This window comes from Paenimyroides viscosum (genome assembly GCF_003858535.1).
GTDB classification, from domain to species: domain Bacteria; phylum Bacteroidota; class Bacteroidia; order Flavobacteriales; family Flavobacteriaceae; genus Flavobacterium; species Flavobacterium viscosum.
The window spans coordinates 43,543-64,707 of the sequence record NZ_RQTJ01000008.1 but is presented as its reverse complement, the minus strand read 5'-3'; the positions used below and the strand labels follow the sequence as shown (position 1 = coordinate 64,707).

Below are 21,165 nucleotides of genomic sequence, written 5' to 3'. Positions count from 1 at the left end.
CAACTTGCCGTGTTCTGTTGAACACAATAATCCGCCCTGCGGGACGGATTAAAAGTAGCGGGGAAAAACGACCCCGTGCCGTTCCCGATTTCTTCCATTTTGTCAAAAGATGCTTGCATAAATCTGTTAGTAAAATTCATTTTACAAAGTAAAAGCCTATTTAACAGAGTATTGCTATACCGTATTTGGACAAACACTGCCTTTGACAGCCAAACAGTGCCACATTGATAAAAGCAGATAAATACCTGCTTTTCTTTGTACCTACAAACAGGCATAACGACATAGTTAGCTATGCAGGTAACAACATAAGTACGCAATCAGCTATGCAGAAAAGTATCGGTATATAGACGTGAAGAAGTACCTGTTCAGATACCTGATTATGTAGTGAGGTATTGACAAAGGCAAGTAAATATACAAGTAGGCAGGTAGATATATCGGTAGGTGAACCTGTGCAAACCCACTTATCTAAATAGCTATATAGATGAGTGTTCAGGTACATAAACAGTTTGGCACAGAGGTAATCAAGTACCTGCTTAACTAATTGCAGATAAACATACACAGGTGCAAGAATACACACGTAACTACCTGTAGATGCACAGAAATAAGTAGATGAGTATATAAATAATTAAAAACAGTTAAAATATGAACGCAAAACACAAAACAGTATTTGTCGCCTTTTCTTCCCAAAAAGGCGGTGTAGGCAAAAGCACTTTCACAACGCTTGTTGCCAGTACGATGCATTATCGTTTGGGCTATAATGTAGCCGTATTCGATGCGGATTTCCCGCAACACAGTCTGATGAAAATGAAAGACCGTGATCTGAAAATGGTAATGGATAATGAGGCTTTGAAAAAGCTGGCTTACAAACAATTTACTACTATCAACAAGAAAGCCTATTCCATTATGCAGCACAAGGCAGATAGTGTACTGGATGCAGCTCGCGAATTTATAAATGCTTCTTCCGTTCCTGTGGATGTAATATTCTTTGATCTGCCCGGAACCGTCAACACACCCGGCATACTAAAAGCACTGGCAGGAATGCACCACATTTTTACACCCATTACGGCTGACCGTGTTGTTATGGAAAGTACACTTGTTTTCTCGCAGCTATTGCAGAATATAATTATGAAACAAGGAGAAACTTCCATAGAAAGCATTAACCTGTTCTGGAACCAGGTGGATGGCAGGGAAAGCACGCCTTTATACAATGTATATGACAACCTTATCGACGAATTGGGATTGAGCCTGATGCGGAGCCGGATTAAGAACAGCACCCGTTTTCGTAAAGAAAGTGAAGTGAACAGTAAAACCATTTTTCGCTCGACTTTAATACCGCCTGACGAACGCCTGATGAAAGCCTGCCAGCTGGATCTATTCATCAACGAATTTTTAAAAATTATCAAATTATAAACGTATGGAAAAAGATAATAAAAGAAAAGCGACACCCGACATCGATGAGGAATTGATGATGAACCTGATGGTTGATGGCGTAAAAAAAGAAGGATTAAAGCTTCCGCCCGAACCGCCTGCCAAAGCAGTTGAAAAGGAAGAGGATAAAGTTGAAGAACCGACAAAGGAGAAACCTGTAGTCAGGGAGAAGAGCAGAACTAAACGGACTAATGAAACTGATTATGAAAATACATTTTTCAAAAAGTCGGAGACCAATGCCCGTGACGGAAAAACGGTCTATATCCGACCGGAGTTTCACGAAAAGCTGACACGTATTATACAAGTGATCGGCGAAGACAAAATCAGCATCTACGCCTATTTAGACAATCTGCTGGATTACCATTTTCAGGAATTTGCCGAGCAGATTACCAAAAGCTATAACGATAAATATAAACCCATTTAATCATATCAATTATGGAAAAGAACAATAAAACAACCACAGCAAAGAAGAGCGGAAAAACCTATTCTTCTAAATTTCTTAAAAGGAACGCTATGAAAAAAAGAGGCGATAAGTTCATTTACGTATGCCCCGAATACCATCAAAGACTTATGCGGATAGCAAAGATTGTCGGTCAAGGAGAAATCCCGCTGTATGCGTATCTGGACAACATCTTAAAGCATCACTTTGAGCTGTTTTCCGATGAAATTATCGCAGAATATAACAAGAGTAGCAAATCCATTTTTAAAAGCATTTGAACATGAAAAATCTATTTAAAAAGAATACGGAACCTAAGAATACAGAGCCATACAGCAGTAAATTTTTAGTTAATCACTTTCCATCAGGACGTAACGGTAAAGTTGTTTATATCCGCCCCGAATATCACGAAAGACTGCTTCGCATTGTGCAATTAACAAGGGAAGAAAAAATAACGCTTTACGCTTACATTGATAATATTCTTGAACACCATTTCAAGGAGTATGGGAACGACATTACCGATTATTTTAATGAACATTTTAAACCAATTCTTTGATTATGGAAATTGCAATAGTAATATGCCTGTTTATGGTTATCATTCTTTTAGTGAGTGAGAAAATCGTCATTAAAAAGATAACCTATAAGAAAGAAGACACTACATCTTCCGCACCCGATTTGCCCGAAATTATGGGTAAACCAAAGCCCGTAAAAAGCCATTCGCAGCCAAACACTGCCAATGAAAGCCAAATTCAGGAATCTGAGATAAATCCTGATAATTTAGACATTGAATACGATGAGAACGAAGAAGTCAATATTCAAATTCCGCAGGAAGAGCTGGACGAAGTTTTCAGTAATATGCCTGATTTGGAGGAAGAGGAAGAAGAATGGAACAGGTACGGAATATCCGGCAGTGATAACGGTTATGCCCAGGGGGTTACCTTTGAAGAACTAAGTTCCGTGGGGGTGTTGCTTCAAAAAGAAAATTTGGAACCAGCCCAAAAGGAAACAGCGGTAGATATAGTTCAAAGATTACAGGGGACCGAATTATTCAGCTTGTTGGAAAGTTCAATGGAGGGTGCTTCCAGAAGAATTGCCGAGCTTTTGGACAGTACCCTTTCATCTGAAACGGAAACTGGTTCTTCCACTTTGCGGAAAAATGATTTAGAGGATTTTGATATTGGGGAGTTTGTATGAAATAAAATAAGTTGCTAAAAATTAGCAACTTATTTTATATGATTTTCAATAATATATATGATTACATTTTTATTGTAAATCTTCTTCGTTTATTTCGAAAACAAACTTACTGTAGTTACCATTAGCTTGAACAAGTTTCCAAAAATTGCGGTCTTGTGTTTTATATATACTTTTCCCTTCGTCAGACGGATAGTAAGTTTTTCTAAGCACCCCATCTCTTTTTATTTGAACAGAATCAACTAGATAATATTCCAAATATGACTTACCCATACCACAAAAAGATGATTGCATGAATTGTTCTCCTTTCTCAATTAACTTATTTGAATTCTCTTCCCCATAAAAGAATAACTCAATATCATTCTGTGTATTATTATAAATAGAATAATCAGAACAATACTCGGGATCACAACTAGAAAAAATAAAAGTAACAATGGCTATTATTGACAATAATTTTAATTTTTTCATTGATTTTAATTTAATTAGTTATAAAAATAAGCTTCAAACAATTGGTTTACCTGTGTTTGTTGCCAGTTTCCATTGTTTGATAAAAGACGGTTTCTGAATGCCTGGGGTGTCTGTACATTAGCTTGTAAAGCTCCGAATATTTGTGAAAGAGTATATCCACTCACATTATCTGTAAATCCCGCTCTGACCACATCAGCATTATTATCCATCAGGTCATGGATAATGCCCACAGGTATCCAACCTTCCATTCTAAATATTCTATTTGTGGCATCTCTTGGTCTCACAATATCTCTGTTGTCAGGTCTAGAAAAAGGCGTGAAATTTTCCATTGCTACTGGTCTAACAATCGGGTTATTATTACCAAAATGCTGTAAAGTTAAAAAATATCCCATATGGTATCCCCACATTTCACCAACAGCTACTACGCCATTATTCATACCGTGTCCATCGCCATAGGCTCCATAAGTAATAATATAGTTGATATACTTAATCCAATAAGCACTACCAACTTGCTTACAATGTGATGCGTGAGCCAATTCATGAAAGGTTGTTTCAAAAACCCCTGCTGTACCCTGTGAAGGAGCCGCTTTGATAATCACATCTGGTAAAATAAGTTTTGTTACAATCCACAAACTATTAGCGGCAATCGTTATACCATTGGCTTTTGAAAGAAAAGTAACCAATTGCGAATTGGTTGTAAACCCAACCTTGCCCCATACTCTTCTTAACATGGGTGCAGAGCTGGAACCTGTTTTGTCCTGAGCGACAATTCTTAAATTATTATGTGGTTTTCCAATACCGAACTGGTCGCAATAGTTATTGTAATGTACAGTTGCATTATTTACAGTTGAAAAACGCCATCCTTTAGAATTGGTAGAGAACGTAATACTATGACCACCACTGCCGTGCTTACCGCCGCTATAACGACCAGAAGAAACACTGATCATAGATGGCCATATTTTAAATCCTCTTGAATTCTTGAATACAACCTCATAGTTCACATCTCTTCTGAATGTATTATCAACACTGTAAAAGCCATTATTGTCTGTGTAGCCTTTACCCCATTTAAACCATCTTCTAACTTTTACCTTTACACCAATTACAGGGTCAATTGCTCCTGTAGTTGTATTTTGCACTCTTATATGTCCTTGTGGACGTCTTTTGGGTTTTCGTGCTTTTATTGAGTTATCAGATTCCTCATTAGCCTCTTCTAAATTTCCCGTTAGCCTTAAAGACTCATCCTCTAATTCTTCTAAGAATGAAGCAGAAAATGCCGATTTCAAATAATTGCTTCTTTGTCTGGTATTTTCATCTTCATCCTGATCATCTTCCAGTTCCGGTAAAAATAATTCTTCAAGAATTTCATGTTTTATTTCTCCGGGTAATTGATACCTTACAGGTACAGATGTATATAACCAGTAACCTTCTCCTTCAAGATCTTTTTCTTCTATCTCAAGATCTCCTTCTTTCAATATTTCATAATCAAGCGGAAGAATTGAAAAATTTAAAGAATCCGCTTCAAGCTTTTCCAACTGATCTGCATCTTCTATAAAAAATCTCACATACAAATCAGTTACTTTGATGTCACTTTCATTACCAATTGCCTGATCATTTTTTTGTTTAGATTTACTGTTATTCATTAGGTTATTATATGCCTTACGCATATTAGTAACACTATAGGGATTCTCTAGTTTTTTTCCAATAAAACTGTTCAGTTCTGTTGATGTGTTCTTTTCAGAAAGGTCGTCTAGAAAATCTTCCTTCTCGCATCCAATCAATAAAAATATTGGAGTTAAAATTGCGAGATAAAACAGCTTAAAATGTGCTTTTGTTTTCATATAAGATTAATAATAATTAGGTTGTTTTTTATTTCTTTAATCGAAGAAATATTATGCAAATATATGAAAACAATATCTTGTACGGATTTATTTTACTCTTTTTTCTTTGAATAGGGATTTTTATTAAAAAGTGCCCTTCAGCCGTTGGATTTCCTTTTTCAATGTTTGCTTTTCCGTTTTAGATTTAGTCAAATGGATAGCTGTTTCATAGTGAAAAATAGCTTTTTCATTATGGGTATCTGAATATAGGTATCCTAACAATTCGTGATAATAATTACTATCAACCAGGTTTATTTTTTCCGCTTCACCAATGGCTGTTTGGTTTCCGTACACTTTAGCAAATGCAAAAGTTCTGTTCAACGCTGTAATTGGTGAATACTCCATTAAAATAAGCTGATTGTAAAGCTGTAAAATATGTTGCCATTTATTCTCGTCCGTTGGGGTTGTATGCCAGTAAGCAATTCCTGCTTCCAAATGATATTTTGAAATTTCGTTTCCGTTGGTAGCGTTTACCAAATAATAATTTCCTCTTTCGATAAGCGATTTGTCCCATAGGTTTTTGTCTTGTTCGTCAAACAAAACAGCTTCATTTTTATCATTCGTTCTCGCTTCCAGTCGTGAACTTTGAAAACACATTAAAGCCAGCAAAGCGTTTACCTTAACTGTATTGGTCAACGGATTCTCTGTTAATACCAAAGCCAGTCTTGTAGCTTCGGAACAAAGCCCAATCCTGATTTGCTTGTCATTGGTTTTTGAAAAATATCCTTCATTGAACAATAAATACAAGGTCTTTAAAACCGTTTCTAATCTTGATTTTATTTCAGTTACGTTCAATCTCGAGATTTCAAAATTATCATTCCGAAGATTGGTTCTTGCCCGTTGCAATCGTTTTTTAATCGTTTCTGTTTTCGTGAGAAAAGCATTCGCAATCTCTTCTACACTGAACCCACAAAGAATTTGGAGTGCCAATGAAATTTGGCTGTCATTTGAATTTACAGGATTACAGACCGCAAAAATCATTGCCAATTGGCTGTCGGAAATAAATTCCGGACTACATTCAAAATCGTGTTCGTTTTGAATATTGATTACCGGTTCGTTTTTGATCTTAGTTTCAAAAACCGATAAATTTCTAAAGTAATCTTTGGTTTTATTTTTGGCAACCGTGTAAAGCCACGCAGTAGGGTTTTCGGGAACGCCGTTTATTGCCCAATGTTCGGACGCTTTCAGAAAAGTTTCACTGGCTATATCTTCAGCAATCTCAATATGGCGTAAGCCAAAATGACGGCATAAAACAGCCGTCATTTTCACATACTCCTGTCGGAATAAGTGAGGTAAAAGTTCTTTATGTGAATTTTTACTAATCACGTTTTAAAACTTCTCTCACTTCAATACTTCCTCCAACCTGCTCAAAGATCGGATTGGCTTTTGCCATTTCTACGGCTTCATCAATACTGTCGGCTTTCACAACAATATAACCGCTGATAAATTCTTTGATTTCGGTGTAAGGTCCGTCCGTAACTGCTTTATCAGCTTTAATGGTTTTAGCACTTCCGGGAACAGGCAAAAGCGTATTGCCTTTGTCCACCAATTTGTTTTGAGCGGCAATGCCAGCCAGCCAGTTCATACGTTCCTGCATCTGTTCAGGAGATGGTTTAAAGTCGGCAATGTCTTTCAGTCTGAAGATTAATGCAAATTCTTTCATTGTTTAAAAATTTTAATGTTCAACCTAATGACGATTGACTTTTATAATTGGGGACAAAACAACCCGTTTTTTTCAATGCTAAGTTAAAAAAACAATCACTATAAAGCCAATGACAGCCAAATGATGCCTTTGACAGCCACTTTATCAGAGTGCTTTGATTTCCGAAACACCTTTGTTCCGAAAGCCCGCAAGGTGTGGGATAAACGTAACAAATTAATGTGTTTCAATTATGGAAAAACAAAGAAAAAAAGTTTTGCTGACAGCCGTGGTTATGCTGTCAGCAATTGGCGTGTTCGCACAGGGAAACGGTTCGGCAGGTATCAACGAAGCTACCCAAATGGTAACTTCCTATTTCGATCCCGCAACCCAGCTTATTTACGCCATCGGTGCCGTCGTCGGATTGATCGGAGGGGTTAAAGTGTACAACAAATTCAGCTCAGGTGATCCCGACACGAGTAAAACGGCAGCTTCGTGGTTCGGAGCCTGTATTTTCTTAATCGTAGCGGCTACCATCCTGCGTTCATTCTTCCTTTAATCCTTTGCCTTATGAATTACAATATCAACAAAGGCATCGGAAGAACGGTGGAATTTAAAGGACTGAAAGCACAGTACCTGTTCATTTTTGCAGGGGGTCTTCTCGGTACGCTTATTCTCGTGATGATACTGTATATGGCCGGCGTAAATTCTTACGTCTGCCTGTTCCTCGGTGCCGGTGGTGCTTCGCTGATTGTGTGGCAGACCTTTTCACTGAATAGCAAATACGGTGAGCATGGATTGATGAAAATAGCTACCAACAAAAGGCATCCCCGCTACATCATCTGCCGTAAACCCGTATACCGCTATTTAAAATTCACTTCTAAAACGAAAGCCGTATGAGAAATGTATCAAAGACCACCACACTGGAAAGTAAGTTTCCACTCCTGGCAGTAGAAAACAACTGCATCCTTTCCAAAGATGCAGATATTACCGCTTGTTTTGAAGTGCGTTTGCCGGAACTGTTTACCGTAGCTTCTGCGGAATACGAAGCAATCCATTCCGCCTGGCATAAGGCAATCAAAACCCTGCCGGACTTTACGGTCATCCACAAACAAGACTGGTACATCAAGGAAAATTATGCTCCCGATTTGGCAGCGGATAACCAAAGCTTTTTAGCGAAGTCCTATCAACGCCATTTCAATGAGCGACCATTCCTTAATCACTATTGCTATTTGTTTCTGACCAAAACGACCAAAGAGCGTATGCGTATGCAAAGCAACTTCAGTTCGCTTTGCAAAGGTTCGCTTATTCCAAAGGAAATAAGGGATAAAGAAGCCATACACCGCTTTATGGAAGCAGTAGCACAGTTTGAGCGTATCGTAAATGATAGCGGTTTCATTACTCTGCAACGTTTAACCGAAGATGAAATCATTGGTACGGACGAAAAGCAGGGTTTGTTGGAGCAATACCTAACGTTATCAAGGGAAGCGGGAACACCAATGCAGGATATTGGTTTAGGTGCAGAAGAAGTGCGTATCGGCAATAAAAGATTGTCCTTGCACACCTTATCCGATACGGATGATTTACCCGGAACGGTTTCGGCAGATACCCGTTTTGAAAAACTATCTACCGACCGTAGTGATTGTCGTTTGTCGTTTGCTGCACCTGTGGGTTTGCTGTTAAGCTGTAACCACATTTACAACCAGTATTTGTTTCTGGACAACAGCGAAGCCAACCTGCAAAAGTTTGAGAAGTCTGCAAGGAATATGCATTCGCTGGCTCGGTATAGCCGTGCCAACCAAATTAACAAAGAGTGGATAGAAAGGTATCTGAATGAAGCCCACAGTTTTGGTCTTTCATCTATACGGGCACACTTCAACATCATAGCCTGGTCGGAAGATCCCGCGGAACTGAAGCAGTTGAAGAACGATTGCGGTAGTGCCTTGGCACTGATGGAATGTAAACCCCGACACAACACGACGGACGTAGCCACTTTGTACTGGGCAGGAATGCCGGGCAATGCAGGCGATTTTCCGAGTGAGGAAAGTTTTTACACGTTCATTGAACCAGCCTTATGCTTCTTTACGGAAGAAACGAATTACCACAATTCGCCCTCGCCGTTCGGTATCAAAATGGCTGACCGCCTGACCGGAAAGCCTATCCATTTGGATATTTCCGATTTGCCGATGAAGCGTGGTATTATCACGAACCGCAACAAATTCATTTTGGGTCCGTCAGGAAGCGGGAAATCTTTTTTTACCAACCACATGGTTAGGCAGTACTACGAACAAGGTGCTCACGTGCTACTCGTGGATACGGGTAACAGTTATCAGGGATTATGTGAACTCCTCAAAGGAAAGACCAAAGGCGAAGACGGGGTTTACTTCACTTATACCGAAGACAACCCCATTGCGTTCAATCCCTTTTATACCGATGATGGCGTATTCGACATCGAGAAAAGGGAAAGTATCAAGACTTTGATACTCACGCTATGGAAACGAGACGATGAGCCACCAACCCGTTCGGAAGAGGTTGCACTTTCCAATGCGGTTTCCGGTTATATCCAACGCATTAAAAACGAGGGGATTTTTCCGTCATTCAATGGCTTCTATGAGTATGTGCAAGGCGATTACCGCAAGGTATTGGAGGAAAAACAGGTAAGGGAAAAAGACTTTGATATTGCCAATTTTCTTAACGTACTCGAACCTTATTACAAAGGTGGAGAATATGACTACTTGCTGAACTCCGACAAGCAGTTAGACCTGCTTTCCAAACGCTTCATTGTGTTTGAAATTGATGCGATCAAGGATCATAAAATTCTTTTTCCCATCGTGACCATCATTATTATGGAGGTCTTCATCAACAAGATGCGTAGGCTCAAAGGTATCCGAAAGCTGATACTGATTGAAGAAGCCTGGAAAGCGATTGCGAAGGAAGGTATGGCAGAATACATAAAATATTTGTTTAAAACCGTCAGAAAATTCTTTGGTGAAGCCATCGTGGTAACGCAGGAAGTGGACGACATCATCCAGTCGCCTATAGTGAAGGAAAGTATCATCAATAATTCCGACTGTAAAATCCTATTAGACCAGAGAAAGTATATGAACAAGTTTGATGATATACAGGCTATGCTCGGGTTAACAGATAAGGAAAAAGCACAGGTACTTTCCATCAATATGAACAACGACCCAAGCCGATTGTACAAAGAGGTTTGGATTGGCTTAGGTGGTACGCACTCGGCAGTCTATGCCACCGAAGTTAGCTTGGAGGAATACCTTGCCTACACCACGGAAGAAACCGAAAAAATGGAAGTGATGCAGCTCGCATCGGAACTCGACGGTAACGTCGAACTCGCCATCAAGCATATCGCTATGCACAGGCGTGAACAAGTAAATCAATAATTATTAATCATTTAAAATTTTAAAACAATGAAAAAAGTAATGTTACTGGTGTGTACGGCACTAATGCTTGCCGTAGCACCCTCCGCAAAAGCCCAGTTTATAGTTGCCGATCCGGCAAACCTTGCATCAGGTATTCTCAACTCTGCAAATGAAATCATACAGACTTCCTCTACGGTAAGTAATGTGGTGAAGAATTTCAAAGAAGTTGAAAAAGTCTATAAGCAGGGAAAAGAGTATTACGATAAGCTGAAAGCGATCAACAATCTGGTAAAGGATGCCCGTAAAGTGCAGCAGACTGTTTTGCTGGTGGGCGATGTATCTGAAATGTATGTTCAGAATTTCGGCAAGATGATGAACGATCCCAATTTCACACCACAGGAACTGGTCGCTATCGGCAATGGCTATTCGGCACTGCTCAATGAAAGTACCGAACTGTTGAAGGAATTAAAGCAGATCATCACTTCTTCAAGCCTTTCGCTGAATGACAAAGAACGTATGGACATCATCGACCGTGTGTACAAAGAAGTAAAGGAATACCACAGCCTTGTCCGCTATTACACCAACAAGAATATTTCTGTAAGCTATTTAAGAGCGAAAAAGAAAGACGATGCTAAAAGAGTGCTTGATCTCTACGGAACTTCTAACCAAAAATACTGGTAAATCATGGAATGGAATAATCTTCACGAAGTCCTGCGGTCGCTCTACGATGATATGATGCCGCTTGCAGGCGATATGGCAGCAGTGGCAAAAGGTCTTGCGGGATTGGGTGCATTATTCTATGTGGCATTAAAGGTTTGGCAGGCTTTAAGCCGTGCCGAACCTATTGATGTGTTTCCGCTTTTACGTCCGTTTGCTTTAGGACTGTGTATCATGTTTTTCCCGACCATCGTATTGGGAACAATCAATGCAGTATTAAGCCCTGTGGTTACCGGAACCCATGCCATATTAGAAAATCAGGTACTTGACCTGAACCTGTTGCAACAACAAAAAGACCAGTTGGAATATGAAGCAATGGTCAGAAATCCCGAAACCGCTTACATGGTATCGGACGAAGAGTTTGATAAGAAGCTTGAAGAGCTGGGATGGTCGCCCTCTGACATTGGAACAATGGCAGGAATGTATATGGACAGAACCGCTTACCAATTGGAAAAAGTGATAAAGGACTGGTTTCGAAATTTATTGGAAATACTCTTTCAGGCAGCCGCTTTGGTGATTGATACCATACGAACGTTTTTCCTGATTGTGCTTTCTATACTCGGACCGATAGCCTTTGCCATTTCCGTGTGGGATGGATTTCAGTCCACGCTCACCCAATGGATCACGAGGTATATCAGTGTCTATCTCTGGTTACCTGTTTCGGATTTGTTCAGCTCGATGCTGGCAAGGATACAATCGCTCATATTGGAACGTGATATTCAGATGCTCGCAGATCCATCTTACATCCCTGACACAAGCCATACGGTGTACATCATATTTATGATCATTGGAATTATCGGATACCTTACCATTCCAACAGTTACAGGCTGGATTATCGAGGCAGGCGGTGCAGGAAACTATATGAAACAAGTGGACAGCTATGCAAAGAAAGCCGGAAATGTAGCAAGTGCCGGTGCCGGTTCAGCCGCAGGTAATATCGGTGGTCAGCTAATGAAATAATGTAAAATAATTAATCATCTAAAAAATGGAATTTAAAACACTCAGAAATATAGAAAACAGTTTCAGACAGATCAGGCTTTATGCCATCGTGTTTGCCGTTCTCTGCATTAGTGTGGTAGGATATGCCGTATGGCAGTCCTACCGTTTTGCAGAAGAACAACGCCAAAAAGTGTATGTGCTGGACAATGGGAAATCACTAATGCTGGCACTCTCGCAGGATGCCAGTATCAACCGCCCTGTGGAAGCAAGGGAACACGTCAGACGTTTTCACGAGCTGTTCTTTACGCTTGCTCCCGATAAGAATGCCATCGAAAGCAATATGAAACGGGCATTTAACCTTGCAGACAAAAGTGCCTTTGATTATTACAAAGACCTTTCAGAAAAAGGCTATTACAACCGTATCATATCAGGTAATGTACAGCAACGTATCGAAGTGGACAGCGTGGTCTGCAATTTCGACACTTATCCGTATGCGGTAAAAACTTATGCCAAGCAGTTCATTATCCGCTCGAGCAACGTAACCCGACGTAACCTGATTACCTCCTGTTATCTCGTGAACTCTGTCCGTTCGGACAATAATCCGCAAGGCTTTAATATTGAAAAGTTTGCCGTAACGGAAAACAGGGACATCGAAGTGATTGAACGCTAAAACCAGAAGTTATGAAACAGTTACTTGATTTAGACACATTCGCCAAAACCCTGACAGATAAGGGATATGACGGTTACTTCCATACAGAAGCAGCTTATACCGATAAAATCAAAGATAGCATCAGCCGATTTTTGGAGGCTTGTAATGCCGGAGCAGACAAACCAATGTTACCTAACATTATGATGCTGAAAACCTATCTGGAATGGTATGGTGATGATAAGCCAAAGGTAGAATGCAATATGTGGGTGAAGTATTAAAACGGTCTTTTCGATGTGCAGAAAATGAATATTGAAAGAATAGATCAGTACGGGCTACTATTGAAGCAATCGAAATTAACAGATCTGTCTACAAATTCGGTTCCGACAAGAAAAGAAGCCATTGCACAGGTGTCCGAAAAGCCCAAAGAACAGTTGTCTAACCAAAACAAACGGTTCAGAATGCGATAACCGATAATCATTAAAGTATGAAAAAATTAAGAGCAAATATGGACAGGTACTTTGACCAATTAGACGACCGCTGGCGGGAAATGCCTGTGCGGAAACAGCACCAATATACCCTTTACTTTTTCCTGGGGTATCTGTTGCTTACCGCAGGGGTCATTGCCAAAGTATGGTACGATGCAGGAAATTCGAAAAATGACCTCCACATCGAACATATCGAAAACCCTGTCCTCAAAAAGAATGAAAATCCTGTAAGCTTGCAGGACAGTATATCAACCATTTTAAAAAATAAGATTTATGAAAGAAAATGAGAACAAAAAAACGGTTGTTCGGGTAACCGAGGGTAATCCGAAAGAAACCGCTGATGTGCTGCAAGACAGTACACAGAATAAAGCCGAAAAGCTTAAAAAGCCACTCATATTCGGTTTGATGGGCATTGTATTCGTAGGTTGTATGTACCTCATATTTAAACCATCGGAAGATAAGAACGAAATCGAAAACCTTCGACTAAACGATGTCGTTCCACAGGCTACGGAAGCAGGGTTACAGTCGGACAAGCAAAAGGCGTATGAGCTGGAAATGCTGGAGCAGAAAAATCAGGAAAAACGAAACGCCCTGACAACACTTTCCGATTACTGGAATACGGACAGCTCACTGAATACGGAAGAAGATCTACCCCAAGAAGAGGAAGGCTATGATTTTAGTGGTGGTAACAATAGACGAAGATCCGGCAATCCTGCATTGAACAGTTACCGCAATGCACAAAGTACATTGGGTTCTTTTTATCAGGACGATAATTCGGAAACAGTGGAACTCCGCAGGCAATTGGATGAATTGAAAGAGCAATTAGCAGAAAAAGATGTACCAAAAGCTGCAACCATCGATGACCAACTTACCCTAATGGAAAAGTCTTACGAAATGGCGGCAAAATATCTTCCCACGGGTACAAGTACACCCGAAGCCCCGGCTGTTAAGGGGGACGCTAATGCCGCAACAACTTCAAATGTTTCCACTCAAAAGGAACATTTTGTAGCGTTTACAGCTGCGAGAAAAAACACCGTATCCACCTTGTACCGTGAGCCTTCTTATGCAGAGTTTTTAGACAATTGGAGCGAAACCCGTAACCGGGGTTTTTATACAGCAGGTTCCACAGAGCAGGTGGTACAACCGAAAAACAGTATCAAAGCCTGCGTACACGATGAACAAACGGTTGTTGGTGAAACAGGTGTAAGACTGCGTTTGTTGGAAACAGCCCAAACGCCTCAGTGTACCATTCCCAAAGGAACGATCGTAACTGCTAACGGCAAATTTCAGGGCGGACGTTTGCAGTTGAAAATTACATCTATAGAATTAGAAGGTAATATTATTCCCGTAGATATTACTATTTACGATTTAGATGGACAGCAAGGTTTATACGTTCCATACTCACCGGAAATGAATGCCCTTACCGAAATGGCGGGTAATATGAGCCAGACGGGTGGAACGAGTGTAATGCTCACGCAAAATGCCGGACAACAGGTTGCGGCGGATTTAAGCCGTGGTGTGGTGCAGGGAATTTCAGGCTATTTCGCCAAAAAAGTAAGAACACCAAAAGTTACACTGAAAGCAGGACATCAGGTCTTTCTTCTGTCAAAAAAATAATGTTGAACTCAAATAAATAAAACAATGAAAAATCATTTAAAAACCTTTTGGGCATTTGCCCTGATACTCGGCTTCACCGTACAATCTTATGCTCAGGACAGTATAAGAACCAAACTTGAATTGGGTCAAATAGAACCGTACCATATGGAAGTTACCTACGATAAAACTTCGCATCTGATTTTCCCAACTGCCATTCGTTACGTGGATTTAGGAAGCGAATACCTGATAGCAGGTAAAGCGGAAGATGCAGAAAATGTGTTACGTGTAAAAGCAACGGTAAGGGATTTTGAAGCAGAAACCAATTTTTCCGTCATTACCAATGACGGACGTTTTTACAGCTTTAATGTGTATTACAGCGGGTATCCCGAAGTGATGAGTTATAACCTGCTGACAATGCAAAAGGCGGTTGATAAAGCCAACGGTAACGATGTGCTTTTTGAAGAATTGGGTAACAATTCTCCGTCATTGGCGGGTCTGCTGTTGGAAACCATTTACAAGAAAGACAAACGTATTGTAAAGCATGTCGGGGCTAAAAGTTTCGGTATCCAGTTTATCCTGAAAGGAATTTATATCCATAATGGTAAATACTATTTCCACACAGAATTAAGAAACCGTACCAATGTGCCTTTTCAGATTGATTTTATCAATTTCAAGGTAGTAGATAAAAAGGTAGCTAAACGTACCGTAGTGCAGGAGCGTCCAATGATACCGCTTCGGACTTACAAGCCATTGGATGAAATTGGTGGAAAATTAACCGAGCAAAATGTGTTCCTGTTAGACCAGTTTACAATTAGCGATGACAAAGTGCTCCTGATTGAAATTTTTGAGAAAAACGGTGGCAGACATCAAACGCTTCAGGTGGAAAATTCGGATTTAATCAAAGCTCGTTTGATTAACGATATGCACCTTAAATTTTAATAACCTTTTAAAACAATAGCAATAAAATGAAAAAGCATATTTATACCGTGATGCTTGTACTTTTAGGCATCACAACCAGCCAGGCACAACGGATGCTGCCTAAACAGAAAGGATTGGAAGTAAATGTTGGTGTATTGTCCGATGATAAGATCGGGAATGATTATTACGTCAATATCGGTATGACCGTGAACGGTAAAAATGGTAACTACCAACTTTGGGCGTTGGAATACACGCATCAGTACCACGACTACAAAAATCTCCGCATACCACAGGAAACTTATACTGCCGAAGGTGGTTACAGTTTATTCCTGTTAGGCGATGCCCGTAAAAACATTGCACTGAATGCAGCTATAACAGGCGTAGTGGGTTATGAAACCATTAACAGTGGTGAAGCAATGTTGTATGACGGAGCCAAGATTTTGAATGAAGACAACTTCATTTACGGAGCTGGTGGAAGGCTCGCTTTTGAAACCTACCTGTCCGACCGTTTTGTATTAGTCCTGCAAGGACGTACAAAGGTAGTATGGGGTACGGATATGAAACAGTTCCGACCATCAGCAGGTGTAGGATTAAGGTTTAACTTTTAAAAACATAAAAATAATGACTTCATTTATTAATATTTTCAGAATAGGATTACTGCCGATATACTTTATATTGGCAATCCTCACAGCTTCGGTTTCTTTGGTATCTTGTAGCAAAGATGATGACCTCGAAATACAGAACGATTTTCCTTTTGAGGTAAACGTAATGCCCGTACCCAAAGATGTTGCCGATGGGCAGACGGTAGAAATACGCATTACCATACAACGAACAGGGAACTACACGAACACACAGTATTTTCTTCGCTATTTTCAGTTTGACGGTACTGGAACATTGCAGTATTACAATGAACCACCGTATTTGCCTAATGACCTATATCCGTTGCCAACGGAACAGTTTTGGCTGTATTATACTTCGGCATCAACGGTATCACAATCCTTTGAGGTTTGGATTTCAGACAGCTTCGGGAACGAAAAGCAATTAAGCTTTCAGTTTAACAGTGGTGATTAAAATTTATTACAAAACAATAATTAAAAAAGGGTGTTCATAAAATGACACCCTTTTTCATAAATAGATTTGTCTCAAATAAAGAATTACTTGATCTCAAACTCTGCACTTAGCAAAGATTTTTGACTTTCTTTTCCTAGTGTCCAAACCTCTTTGGTAATTTTGTATTTGCCTTTTACAGTTCCCCCGTCCTCTAGAATGTTTGATAAAGCTAAAGTAAAGTCTTGTGATTCTTTTTGACGAGTGGCATAGGTAATGTCTTCAAAAACAAAGTTTTTGACAAGTGGCACTATTTGCCAATCGTTTCCACTCCAAATTTCAATTACAATAGAACTGGAAACAATTACTTCATTATCCGAGTTATTATAAAGCGTATATTTCCCCGTTTTATTTTTGTTGTTTATATCAAATGTAGAGGGAGATACTAATAATTCGATTGCTTCTGATTTATTTTTTGATTTCATGGTATCATTCATTAAAACTTCTTGGGCAGGCAATTCCGAGTTTTTTGTTCCTCGAGAATCTTGGCACGCACCAAAACCTATAGCGGACATTAATATCAAACAATTCACTTTAAACATAGCTACTATCTTTATATTAGCATTCATAATGATTGAAAAAATCAATTTCTTGATATAGCAAAAGTACTCAAAATATTAGTTGCCTTGGTATAGTATCGTGTAGAACCACTTGCTCCCATGTGAATACCTGCTGTAGGTCTTGTTCCCGTGCTACTAATATAAGTATATACCGGACCACCACTATCACCACCAGCACTTGTATAGCCAGCGGAGGTCATATTAGTAATTGTGCTACCAGTACCACCAATAACTGAAACATTTGTGCTAATTATTTTACCTGAAGTTGCACCTGTGGATTGTCCAATTTTATTTACAGTTGTACCAACACCAGGTAAAGTAGTGCTAACTGAAAGCAGGTTTGAAGTTCCACATAATGTATTACTAACATTATCGGACGTTGGATTACTTAGTATTACAAACGCAGCATCAACTGTACCTGATTGTTGAGAGTTTACACAAGTGCCTACAGCAGTTCCACTGCCATAATAAGCTGTTTCTCCTACAAGAATAGCATGCCCCGCAGTTACAAATCCTATTTTCCCGTCAGAATTCCGTTTTGCTTTGAACCCAACCGAACCTGATCCAGCCATTGATGAATTACGGGAAACCTCACATCCAGGATTAATAGTGACTTCTGCTTTTACTTTTCCAGAAGATTCAGTGAATCTTACAGCAGACTTATTGAAAATTGACTTCTTTAAAGTTGTGATTTTCTGATCGTTTAATCCCACTACTTGTACTTCAATCTCATTGGTTTCGTCCATCAAAGAAAAACTGGATAGAATTTCCAAAAGATGAGGATCTTTTTTATCCAATGCAAATTCATTGAATTCATCCATTAGGGAGGTTAGGTATCCATAAGAATATTTTGCCTCCTTAAATTCAATATTTCCGTTTCCTATTACCGACGTAACATTTTGCTTCCCCTTCTCCTGATTACCGTGCAGAAGTATTGTTAAGTTTCCCTTATCAGTAATAAAAGCTCCCCCATAATACTCAGGATACTTTGGCACTTCTTCTTGAAATCGATTCGTTGTTGTACCGAAAGATTCAATAAGTTTAGTGAGGTTCTCATTCGCTTCCCATTGGTGCGAGGCGTCCGCTTCAATTCCTGGCTCACCAATTTGTGATTTTGCCATCAATTTTTCGTTTTAGTTTAGCTCTTGATCCATCTCGGTATCAGAACATGCATTGAATGACAGCATAGTCACTAATGCAAACATTGTTGCTAAAATTTTTCTCATGATCTTGAAAGTTTTTATTAAACAAAATTTCACTTCGTTAAATGTAGTGAAATAATAATCAAAAAACAATATATATTTCTTTGAATAGAGAATAATATTTTAAACAAAACAAACCTTAAAATATTTTAAATAAATGAATTTCATAATAATTTTACTCCATTTTATTTCATTTGCAAATGAAATAATTAAGTTTTTTTTACAACTCCTTATATTGTCAAATTAGGGCTTTGGAGAATTAAATTCAAAGAGATTCATAATCACTTTTGTGAAACTATTATGCCAAACACTGCCTTTCAAAGCCAATGACTACAACATTGTGCATTCTCTTAGAAAGCCTTTCTAAATTGAACTTTCATCGAAAAATTAAACAAAAATGGAAGTTATTGCAATACAAAAATCCGTACTTGAAGGACTGACAAACGAGTTAAAAACACTTTTGGAACTGACCGAAAATACAACGAAGAAATACACACCAATTTTCAAGGAGGAGAAATGGCTCGATAACCAGGAAGTGTGCCTGATGCTGGGTATTACCAAAAGAAGCCTACAGACCTATAAAGACAAGGGCTTACTGCCATATTCCAAACTGAACCGCAAGAATTATTTTAAACTTTCGGATGTACAGGCTTTGCTTAGAGCCGGACAGCCGTATAATACCAACGACAATGGATTTATTGACTAATGAAGCTGAAGAAATCATTGTTTATCAGAGTATGATAATACAGTTGAGAAACAGAATTGAAGAAATACTGAAGAACTACCGTCCTGTAATGAACGGGGAGATTTACCTGTCGGGCGAGGATGTGTGCGGATTGCTCCATATTAGTAAACGTACTTTGCAGCAATATCGTGATGACAAGATATTACCTTACATTCAGATAGGGGGAAAGATAATTTATAAGGAAAGCGATATAATAAATGTTTTGGAAGAAAATTATATAGCAAAAGGTAGTTTAATTTGAAGGATAAGAGAAAGAAAGGTAATCAAATTAAATTGATTACCTTTTTATGAATTGCCTAACTAGTTTCTGCACCACTTTACAAATAATTATTCTCTACCAGCCAAGCCGTAATACGTTTTAGTGTAAGTGCATTAGGATCTATAGCTGATGTGTGGAAATCAACTTTCTCTTTTTGTGGAATTGATACAACTTTCCTTACATTATCACGAGCTGTAAAAAGTTCAAAATTCTGTGCATTATTACCACCTGCAAAGCTCACTCTGGCAATCATAACGCCATCGGGTACAAAAAATTCGTACATATCCACGCCGTTTACCTGTCCCGTATGGTTAAAGAATCCGATTTGCTCACCACCTTGCTCAATCGTCTTACCCTCTCTTAGCTCAATCGGTCCTCTTTTATTCCTTGAAACAAGCATGTAATTAACTACCGTTCTCGGTGTTACACCTTTGGATGCGATGAGGTCAGCTACCTTATCAGCGTTCAGGCTGTTTCCCTCCACAACCTGTCCTTTTCCGATCAGGTTTGCAAATCCTTTCTCCATTCCCAAAGTAGGAATGCGGAATATTCCTACCTGATTGGTTGGTACAAAAGTAAAACGGTAATACATACCCATATTGTCATTGGGATCGCTTTGATATTCGGTACTTAATACGGCAATTACCAACTTCTCACCATTCATAGAATACAGGTTGAAATTTTTGGTAAGTCCGAGTTTTTCTTTTTGCACCTCAACCTTTGCGACGGTTTTACCGTCCACACTTATCATGTTCTTTTTGTATTCGACTTTCTGAGCCGACATAGAAATGGTGATGCAAAACATAGCCATCAATGTAAAAATTTGTTTCATTTGTAAATATATTGGGGTTATTTCTTATTGTAATAAATTATCAGTGTATTAGGTGGCTGGTTCTCAGATCCACCGCTTAAATCAATTCTTTCTATCTTGGTTCTTTTGATTATTCTAACGATTTTTTTTAGTGATGACGAATTGTATTTATAGACATTTGCCCTTATTGGTTGATTCTTGGCAAAATCAACTTCATAGCAAATAATGCCGTTTACATATTTACTAAAATTAACGTCTGGGTTCAGTTGCCTATTCAAAAAGCTTTGCAAAGCAAGTTCTTTGGAATGTATAGTGTCTGTTTTTACATTGTATGACGATCTTCCTCCTCCATACACCATCACTAACTCCCTTTCTTTATCCGCATATATCCTCTTGATAAAAACTTCGCTTTTCTCCTTATAGCTGAGTGTTCCCAAATTAAGTACTGCTAATAGGTTTTGCGTATGTTCCGGCAGATACCAATTATCTTTAACTATTGCAGGGTCATCCTTCAGCAGATTTTGAGTAACGGCATTATTGTATATTGAGTTCCAGACCGAATCTTTTTCCTGTTGTGACAGAACATACGTGTTATGCTTTCTGACTAAAACAAGGTCTTTGTTCACTTTGCCTGGCTCTCCTGTCATTGGGGGAAGTACAACACCCTCAATGTGATTTTTGACTTTCAGTGTATCCTGCCCGAAAGCCATTCCCGATAAGAGGATAAAAGAAATTAGTATGTATAGTTTGTGTTTCAT

General features: G+C 39.1%; 26 protein-coding genes and 1 pseudogene. 19 read left to right on the top strand and 8 right to left on the bottom strand.

The genetic code is table 11. From position 1 onward, the window contains the following. Window positions 1–642 precede the first annotated feature (642 nt). From EG242_RS05475 to EG242_RS05455, 5 genes and pseudogenes are all read left to right on the top strand, one after another. The gene (locus EG242_RS05475; protein WP_124898895.1) at window positions 643–1,410 is read left to right on the top strand and encodes a ParA family protein; all 768 of its coding nucleotides are present in this window, start codon (window positions 643–645) and stop codon (window positions 1,408–1,410) included. Between the two features lie 4 nt (window positions 1,411–1,414). After that, entirely contained in the window at window positions 1,415–1,852 is a 438-nt protein-coding gene (locus EG242_RS05470; protein WP_124898894.1) for a DUF3408 domain-containing protein, read from the top strand. 11 nt (window positions 1,853–1,863) lie between these two features. After that, on the top strand, window positions 1,864–2,145 hold the full coding sequence (locus EG242_RS05465; protein WP_124898893.1) for a DUF3408 domain-containing protein: 282 nt from the start codon (window positions 1,864–1,866) through the stop codon (window positions 2,143–2,145). A 20-nt stretch (window positions 2,146–2,165) separates the two neighbouring features. Then, window positions 2,166–2,420: pseudogene (locus EG242_RS05460) on the top strand (DUF3408 domain-containing protein); the annotation flags it as partial. A gap of 2 nt (window positions 2,421–2,422) precedes the next feature. Further along, window positions 2,423–3,058, top strand: a complete 636-nt coding sequence (locus EG242_RS05455; protein ID WP_124898891.1) for a conjugal transfer protein TraD — start codon at window positions 2,423–2,425, stop codon at window positions 3,056–3,058. 69 nt (window positions 3,059–3,127) lie between these two features. On the opposite strand, the gene EG242_RS05450 is transcribed toward EG242_RS05455, so the two are convergent. The 4 genes from EG242_RS05450 to EG242_RS05435 form a co-directional block, all read right to left on the bottom strand. Continuing rightward, a complete protein-coding gene (locus EG242_RS05450; protein WP_124898890.1) occupies window positions 3,128–3,523 on the bottom strand; it encodes a hypothetical protein in 396 nt (131 codons plus the stop codon). A gap of 14 nt (window positions 3,524–3,537) precedes the next feature. Beyond that, the gene (locus EG242_RS05445) at window positions 3,538–5,361 is read right to left on the bottom strand and encodes a hypothetical protein (RefSeq protein WP_124898889.1); all 1,824 of its coding nucleotides are present in this window, start codon (window positions 5,359–5,361) and stop codon (window positions 3,538–3,540) included. Between the two features lie 123 nt (window positions 5,362–5,484). After that, window positions 5,485–6,663, bottom strand: a complete 1,179-nt coding sequence (locus EG242_RS05440) for an RNA polymerase sigma factor (protein WP_124898937.1) — start codon at window positions 6,661–6,663, stop codon at window positions 5,485–5,487. 55 nt (window positions 6,664–6,718) lie between these two features. Beyond that, window positions 6,719–7,063 carry a YciI family protein gene (locus tag EG242_RS05435; RefSeq protein WP_124898888.1) on the bottom strand — a complete coding sequence of 115 codons (345 nt, stop codon included), beginning with the start codon at window positions 7,061–7,063 and terminating at the stop codon, window positions 6,719–6,721. Window positions 7,064–7,292: 229 nt separating this feature from the next. Between EG242_RS05435 and EG242_RS05430 the strand changes: the two genes are divergently transcribed. From EG242_RS05430 to EG242_RS05375, 12 genes are all read left to right on the top strand, one after another. Beyond that, entirely contained in the window at window positions 7,293–7,598 is a 306-nt protein-coding gene (locus EG242_RS05430) for a DUF4134 domain-containing protein (protein WP_124898887.1), read from the top strand. Between the two features lie 11 nt (window positions 7,599–7,609). Continuing rightward, window positions 7,610–7,939, top strand: coding sequence for a DUF4133 domain-containing protein (locus EG242_RS05425; RefSeq protein ID WP_124898886.1), 330 nt, complete (start codon window positions 7,610–7,612; stop codon window positions 7,937–7,939). After that, window positions 7,936–10,440 (top strand): TraG family conjugative transposon ATPase, encoded by a 2,505-nt coding sequence (locus EG242_RS05420; protein ID WP_124898885.1) that lies wholly within the window; start codon window positions 7,936–7,938, stop codon window positions 10,438–10,440. The genes EG242_RS05425 and EG242_RS05420 overlap by 4 nt, the downstream gene beginning before the upstream one ends. A gap of 27 nt (window positions 10,441–10,467) precedes the next feature. Beyond that, a complete protein-coding gene (locus tag EG242_RS05415) occupies window positions 10,468–11,100 on the top strand; it encodes a DUF4141 domain-containing protein (RefSeq protein WP_124898884.1) in 633 nt (210 codons plus the stop codon). Between the two features lie 3 nt (window positions 11,101–11,103). After that, window positions 11,104–12,096 (top strand): conjugative transposon protein TraJ, encoded by a 993-nt coding sequence (gene traJ, locus EG242_RS05410; RefSeq protein WP_124898883.1) that lies wholly within the window; start codon window positions 11,104–11,106, stop codon window positions 12,094–12,096. A gap of 25 nt (window positions 12,097–12,121) precedes the next feature. After that, the gene (gene traK, locus EG242_RS05405) at window positions 12,122–12,745 is read left to right on the top strand and encodes a conjugative transposon protein TraK (RefSeq protein ID WP_124898882.1); all 624 of its coding nucleotides are present in this window, start codon (window positions 12,122–12,124) and stop codon (window positions 12,743–12,745) included. An 11-nt stretch (window positions 12,746–12,756) separates the two neighbouring features. Beyond that, a complete protein-coding gene (locus EG242_RS15190; protein ID WP_317124937.1) occupies window positions 12,757–13,002 on the top strand; it encodes a hypothetical protein in 246 nt (81 codons plus the stop codon). Window positions 13,003–13,208: 206 nt separating this feature from the next. After that, window positions 13,209–13,496, top strand: coding sequence for a nitrogen regulatory IIA protein (locus EG242_RS05395; RefSeq protein ID WP_124898881.1), 288 nt, complete (start codon window positions 13,209–13,211; stop codon window positions 13,494–13,496). Then, window positions 13,483–14,826 (top strand): conjugative transposon protein TraM, encoded by a 1,344-nt coding sequence (gene traM / locus EG242_RS05390; RefSeq protein WP_124898880.1) that lies wholly within the window; start codon window positions 13,483–13,485, stop codon window positions 14,824–14,826. Before EG242_RS05395 ends, traM begins: the two co-directional genes overlap by 14 nt. Window positions 14,827–14,850: 24 nt before the next feature. Beyond that, window positions 14,851–15,744, top strand: coding sequence for a conjugative transposon protein TraN (traN, locus tag EG242_RS05385; protein ID WP_124898879.1), 894 nt, complete (start codon window positions 14,851–14,853; stop codon window positions 15,742–15,744). A gap of 26 nt (window positions 15,745–15,770) precedes the next feature. Continuing rightward, on the top strand, window positions 15,771–16,331 hold the full coding sequence (locus EG242_RS05380; RefSeq protein WP_124898878.1) for a conjugal transfer protein TraO: 561 nt from the start codon (window positions 15,771–15,773) through the stop codon (window positions 16,329–16,331). Between the two features lie 13 nt (window positions 16,332–16,344). After that, the gene (locus EG242_RS05375; protein ID WP_124898877.1) at window positions 16,345–16,794 is read left to right on the top strand and encodes a DUF3872 domain-containing protein; all 450 of its coding nucleotides are present in this window, start codon (window positions 16,345–16,347) and stop codon (window positions 16,792–16,794) included. A gap of 83 nt (window positions 16,795–16,877) precedes the next feature. On the opposite strand, the gene EG242_RS05370 is transcribed toward EG242_RS05375, so the two are convergent. Together EG242_RS05370 and EG242_RS05365 are read right to left on the bottom strand one after the other, a co-directional pair. Continuing rightward, window positions 16,878–17,372, bottom strand: a complete 495-nt coding sequence (locus EG242_RS05370) for an immunoglobulin-like domain-containing protein (RefSeq protein WP_124898876.1) — start codon at window positions 17,370–17,372, stop codon at window positions 16,878–16,880. A 41-nt stretch (window positions 17,373–17,413) separates the two neighbouring features. Then, window positions 17,414–18,511, bottom strand: coding sequence for a S1 family peptidase (locus EG242_RS05365; RefSeq protein WP_124898875.1), 1,098 nt, complete (start codon window positions 18,509–18,511; stop codon window positions 17,414–17,416). Between the two features lie 478 nt (window positions 18,512–18,989). On the opposite strand from EG242_RS05365, the gene EG242_RS05360 reads away from it, so the two are divergent. Next, complete coding sequence (locus tag EG242_RS05360; RefSeq protein ID WP_124898874.1) at window positions 18,990–19,298, top strand: helix-turn-helix domain-containing protein; 309 nt, start codon at window positions 18,990–18,992, stop codon at window positions 19,296–19,298. A gap of 31 nt (window positions 19,299–19,329) precedes the next feature. After that, complete coding sequence (locus tag EG242_RS05355; protein ID WP_449578421.1) at window positions 19,330–19,578, top strand: helix-turn-helix domain-containing protein; 249 nt, start codon at window positions 19,330–19,332, stop codon at window positions 19,576–19,578. Between the two features lie 76 nt (window positions 19,579–19,654). Here the strand turns inward: EG242_RS05355 and EG242_RS05350 are convergent, their stop codons facing one another. Both EG242_RS05350 and EG242_RS05345 read right to left on the bottom strand, forming a co-directional pair. Further along, window positions 19,655–20,401, bottom strand: coding sequence for a hypothetical protein (locus EG242_RS05350; RefSeq protein WP_124898872.1), 747 nt, complete (start codon window positions 20,399–20,401; stop codon window positions 19,655–19,657). Window positions 20,402–20,445: 44 nt separating this feature from the next. Next, on the bottom strand, window positions 20,446–21,165 hold the full coding sequence (locus EG242_RS05345; protein WP_124898871.1) for a hypothetical protein: 720 nt from the start codon (window positions 21,163–21,165) through the stop codon (window positions 20,446–20,448).

Bases quoted from the DNA above. Each gene is read 5' to 3' on its own strand.
- EG242_RS05360 (WP_124898874.1), top strand. From the start codon at position 18,990: ATGGAAGTTATTGCAATACAAAAATCCGTACTTGAAGGACTGACAAAC.
- EG242_RS05365 (WP_124898875.1), bottom strand. From the start codon at position 18,511: ATGGCAAAATCACAAATTGGTGAGCCAGGAATTGAAGCGGACGCCTCG.
- EG242_RS05425 (WP_124898886.1), top strand. From the start codon at position 7,610: ATGAATTACAATATCAACAAAGGCATCGGAAGAACGGTGGAATTTAAA.
- EG242_RS05475 (WP_124898895.1), top strand. From the start codon at position 643: ATGAACGCAAAACACAAAACAGTATTTGTCGCCTTTTCTTCCCAAAAA.
- EG242_RS05430 (WP_124898887.1), top strand. From the start codon at position 7,293: ATGGAAAAACAAAGAAAAAAAGTTTTGCTGACAGCCGTGGTTATGCTG.
- EG242_RS05375 (WP_124898877.1), top strand. From the start codon at position 16,345: ATGACTTCATTTATTAATATTTTCAGAATAGGATTACTGCCGATATAC.
- EG242_RS05345 (WP_124898871.1), bottom strand. From the start codon at position 21,165: ATGAAACACAAACTATACATACTAATTTCTTTTATCCTCTTATCGGGA.
- EG242_RS05395 (WP_124898881.1), top strand. From the start codon at position 13,209: ATGAAAAAATTAAGAGCAAATATGGACAGGTACTTTGACCAATTAGAC.
- EG242_RS05415 (WP_124898884.1), top strand. From the start codon at position 10,468: ATGAAAAAAGTAATGTTACTGGTGTGTACGGCACTAATGCTTGCCGTA.
- traN (WP_124898879.1), top strand. From the start codon at position 14,851: ATGAAAAATCATTTAAAAACCTTTTGGGCATTTGCCCTGATACTCGGC.
- traK (WP_124898882.1), top strand. From the start codon at position 12,122: ATGGAATTTAAAACACTCAGAAATATAGAAAACAGTTTCAGACAGATC.
- traJ (WP_124898883.1), top strand. From the start codon at position 11,104: ATGGAATGGAATAATCTTCACGAAGTCCTGCGGTCGCTCTACGATGAT.
- EG242_RS05465 (WP_124898893.1), top strand. From the start codon at position 1,864: ATGGAAAAGAACAATAAAACAACCACAGCAAAGAAGAGCGGAAAAACC.
- traM (WP_124898880.1), top strand. From the start codon at position 13,483: ATGAAAGAAAATGAGAACAAAAAAACGGTTGTTCGGGTAACCGAGGGT.
- EG242_RS05450 (WP_124898890.1), bottom strand. From the start codon at position 3,523: ATGAAAAAATTAAAATTATTGTCAATAATAGCCATTGTTACTTTTATT.
- EG242_RS05355 (WP_449578421.1), top strand. From the start codon at position 19,330: ATGATAATACAGTTGAGAAACAGAATTGAAGAAATACTGAAGAACTAC.
- EG242_RS05470 (WP_124898894.1), top strand. From the start codon at position 1,415: ATGGAAAAAGATAATAAAAGAAAAGCGACACCCGACATCGATGAGGAA.
- EG242_RS05380 (WP_124898878.1), top strand. From the start codon at position 15,771: ATGAAAAAGCATATTTATACCGTGATGCTTGTACTTTTAGGCATCACA.
- EG242_RS05420 (WP_124898885.1), top strand. From the start codon at position 7,936: ATGAGAAATGTATCAAAGACCACCACACTGGAAAGTAAGTTTCCACTC.
- EG242_RS05455 (WP_124898891.1), top strand. From the start codon at position 2,423: ATGGAAATTGCAATAGTAATATGCCTGTTTATGGTTATCATTCTTTTA.
- EG242_RS15190 (WP_317124937.1), top strand. From the start codon at position 12,757: ATGAAACAGTTACTTGATTTAGACACATTCGCCAAAACCCTGACAGAT.
- EG242_RS05440 (WP_124898937.1), bottom strand. From the start codon at position 6,663: ATGACGGCTGTTTTATGCCGTCATTTTGGCTTACGCCATATTGAGATT.
- EG242_RS05350 (WP_124898872.1), bottom strand. From the start codon at position 20,401: ATGTTTTGCATCACCATTTCTATGTCGGCTCAGAAAGTCGAATACAAA.
- EG242_RS05370 (WP_124898876.1), bottom strand. From the start codon at position 17,372: ATGTTTAAAGTGAATTGTTTGATATTAATGTCCGCTATAGGTTTTGGT.
- EG242_RS05435 (WP_124898888.1), bottom strand. From the start codon at position 7,063: ATGAAAGAATTTGCATTAATCTTCAGACTGAAAGACATTGCCGACTTT.
- EG242_RS05445 (WP_124898889.1), bottom strand. From the start codon at position 5,361: ATGAAAACAAAAGCACATTTTAAGCTGTTTTATCTCGCAATTTTAACT.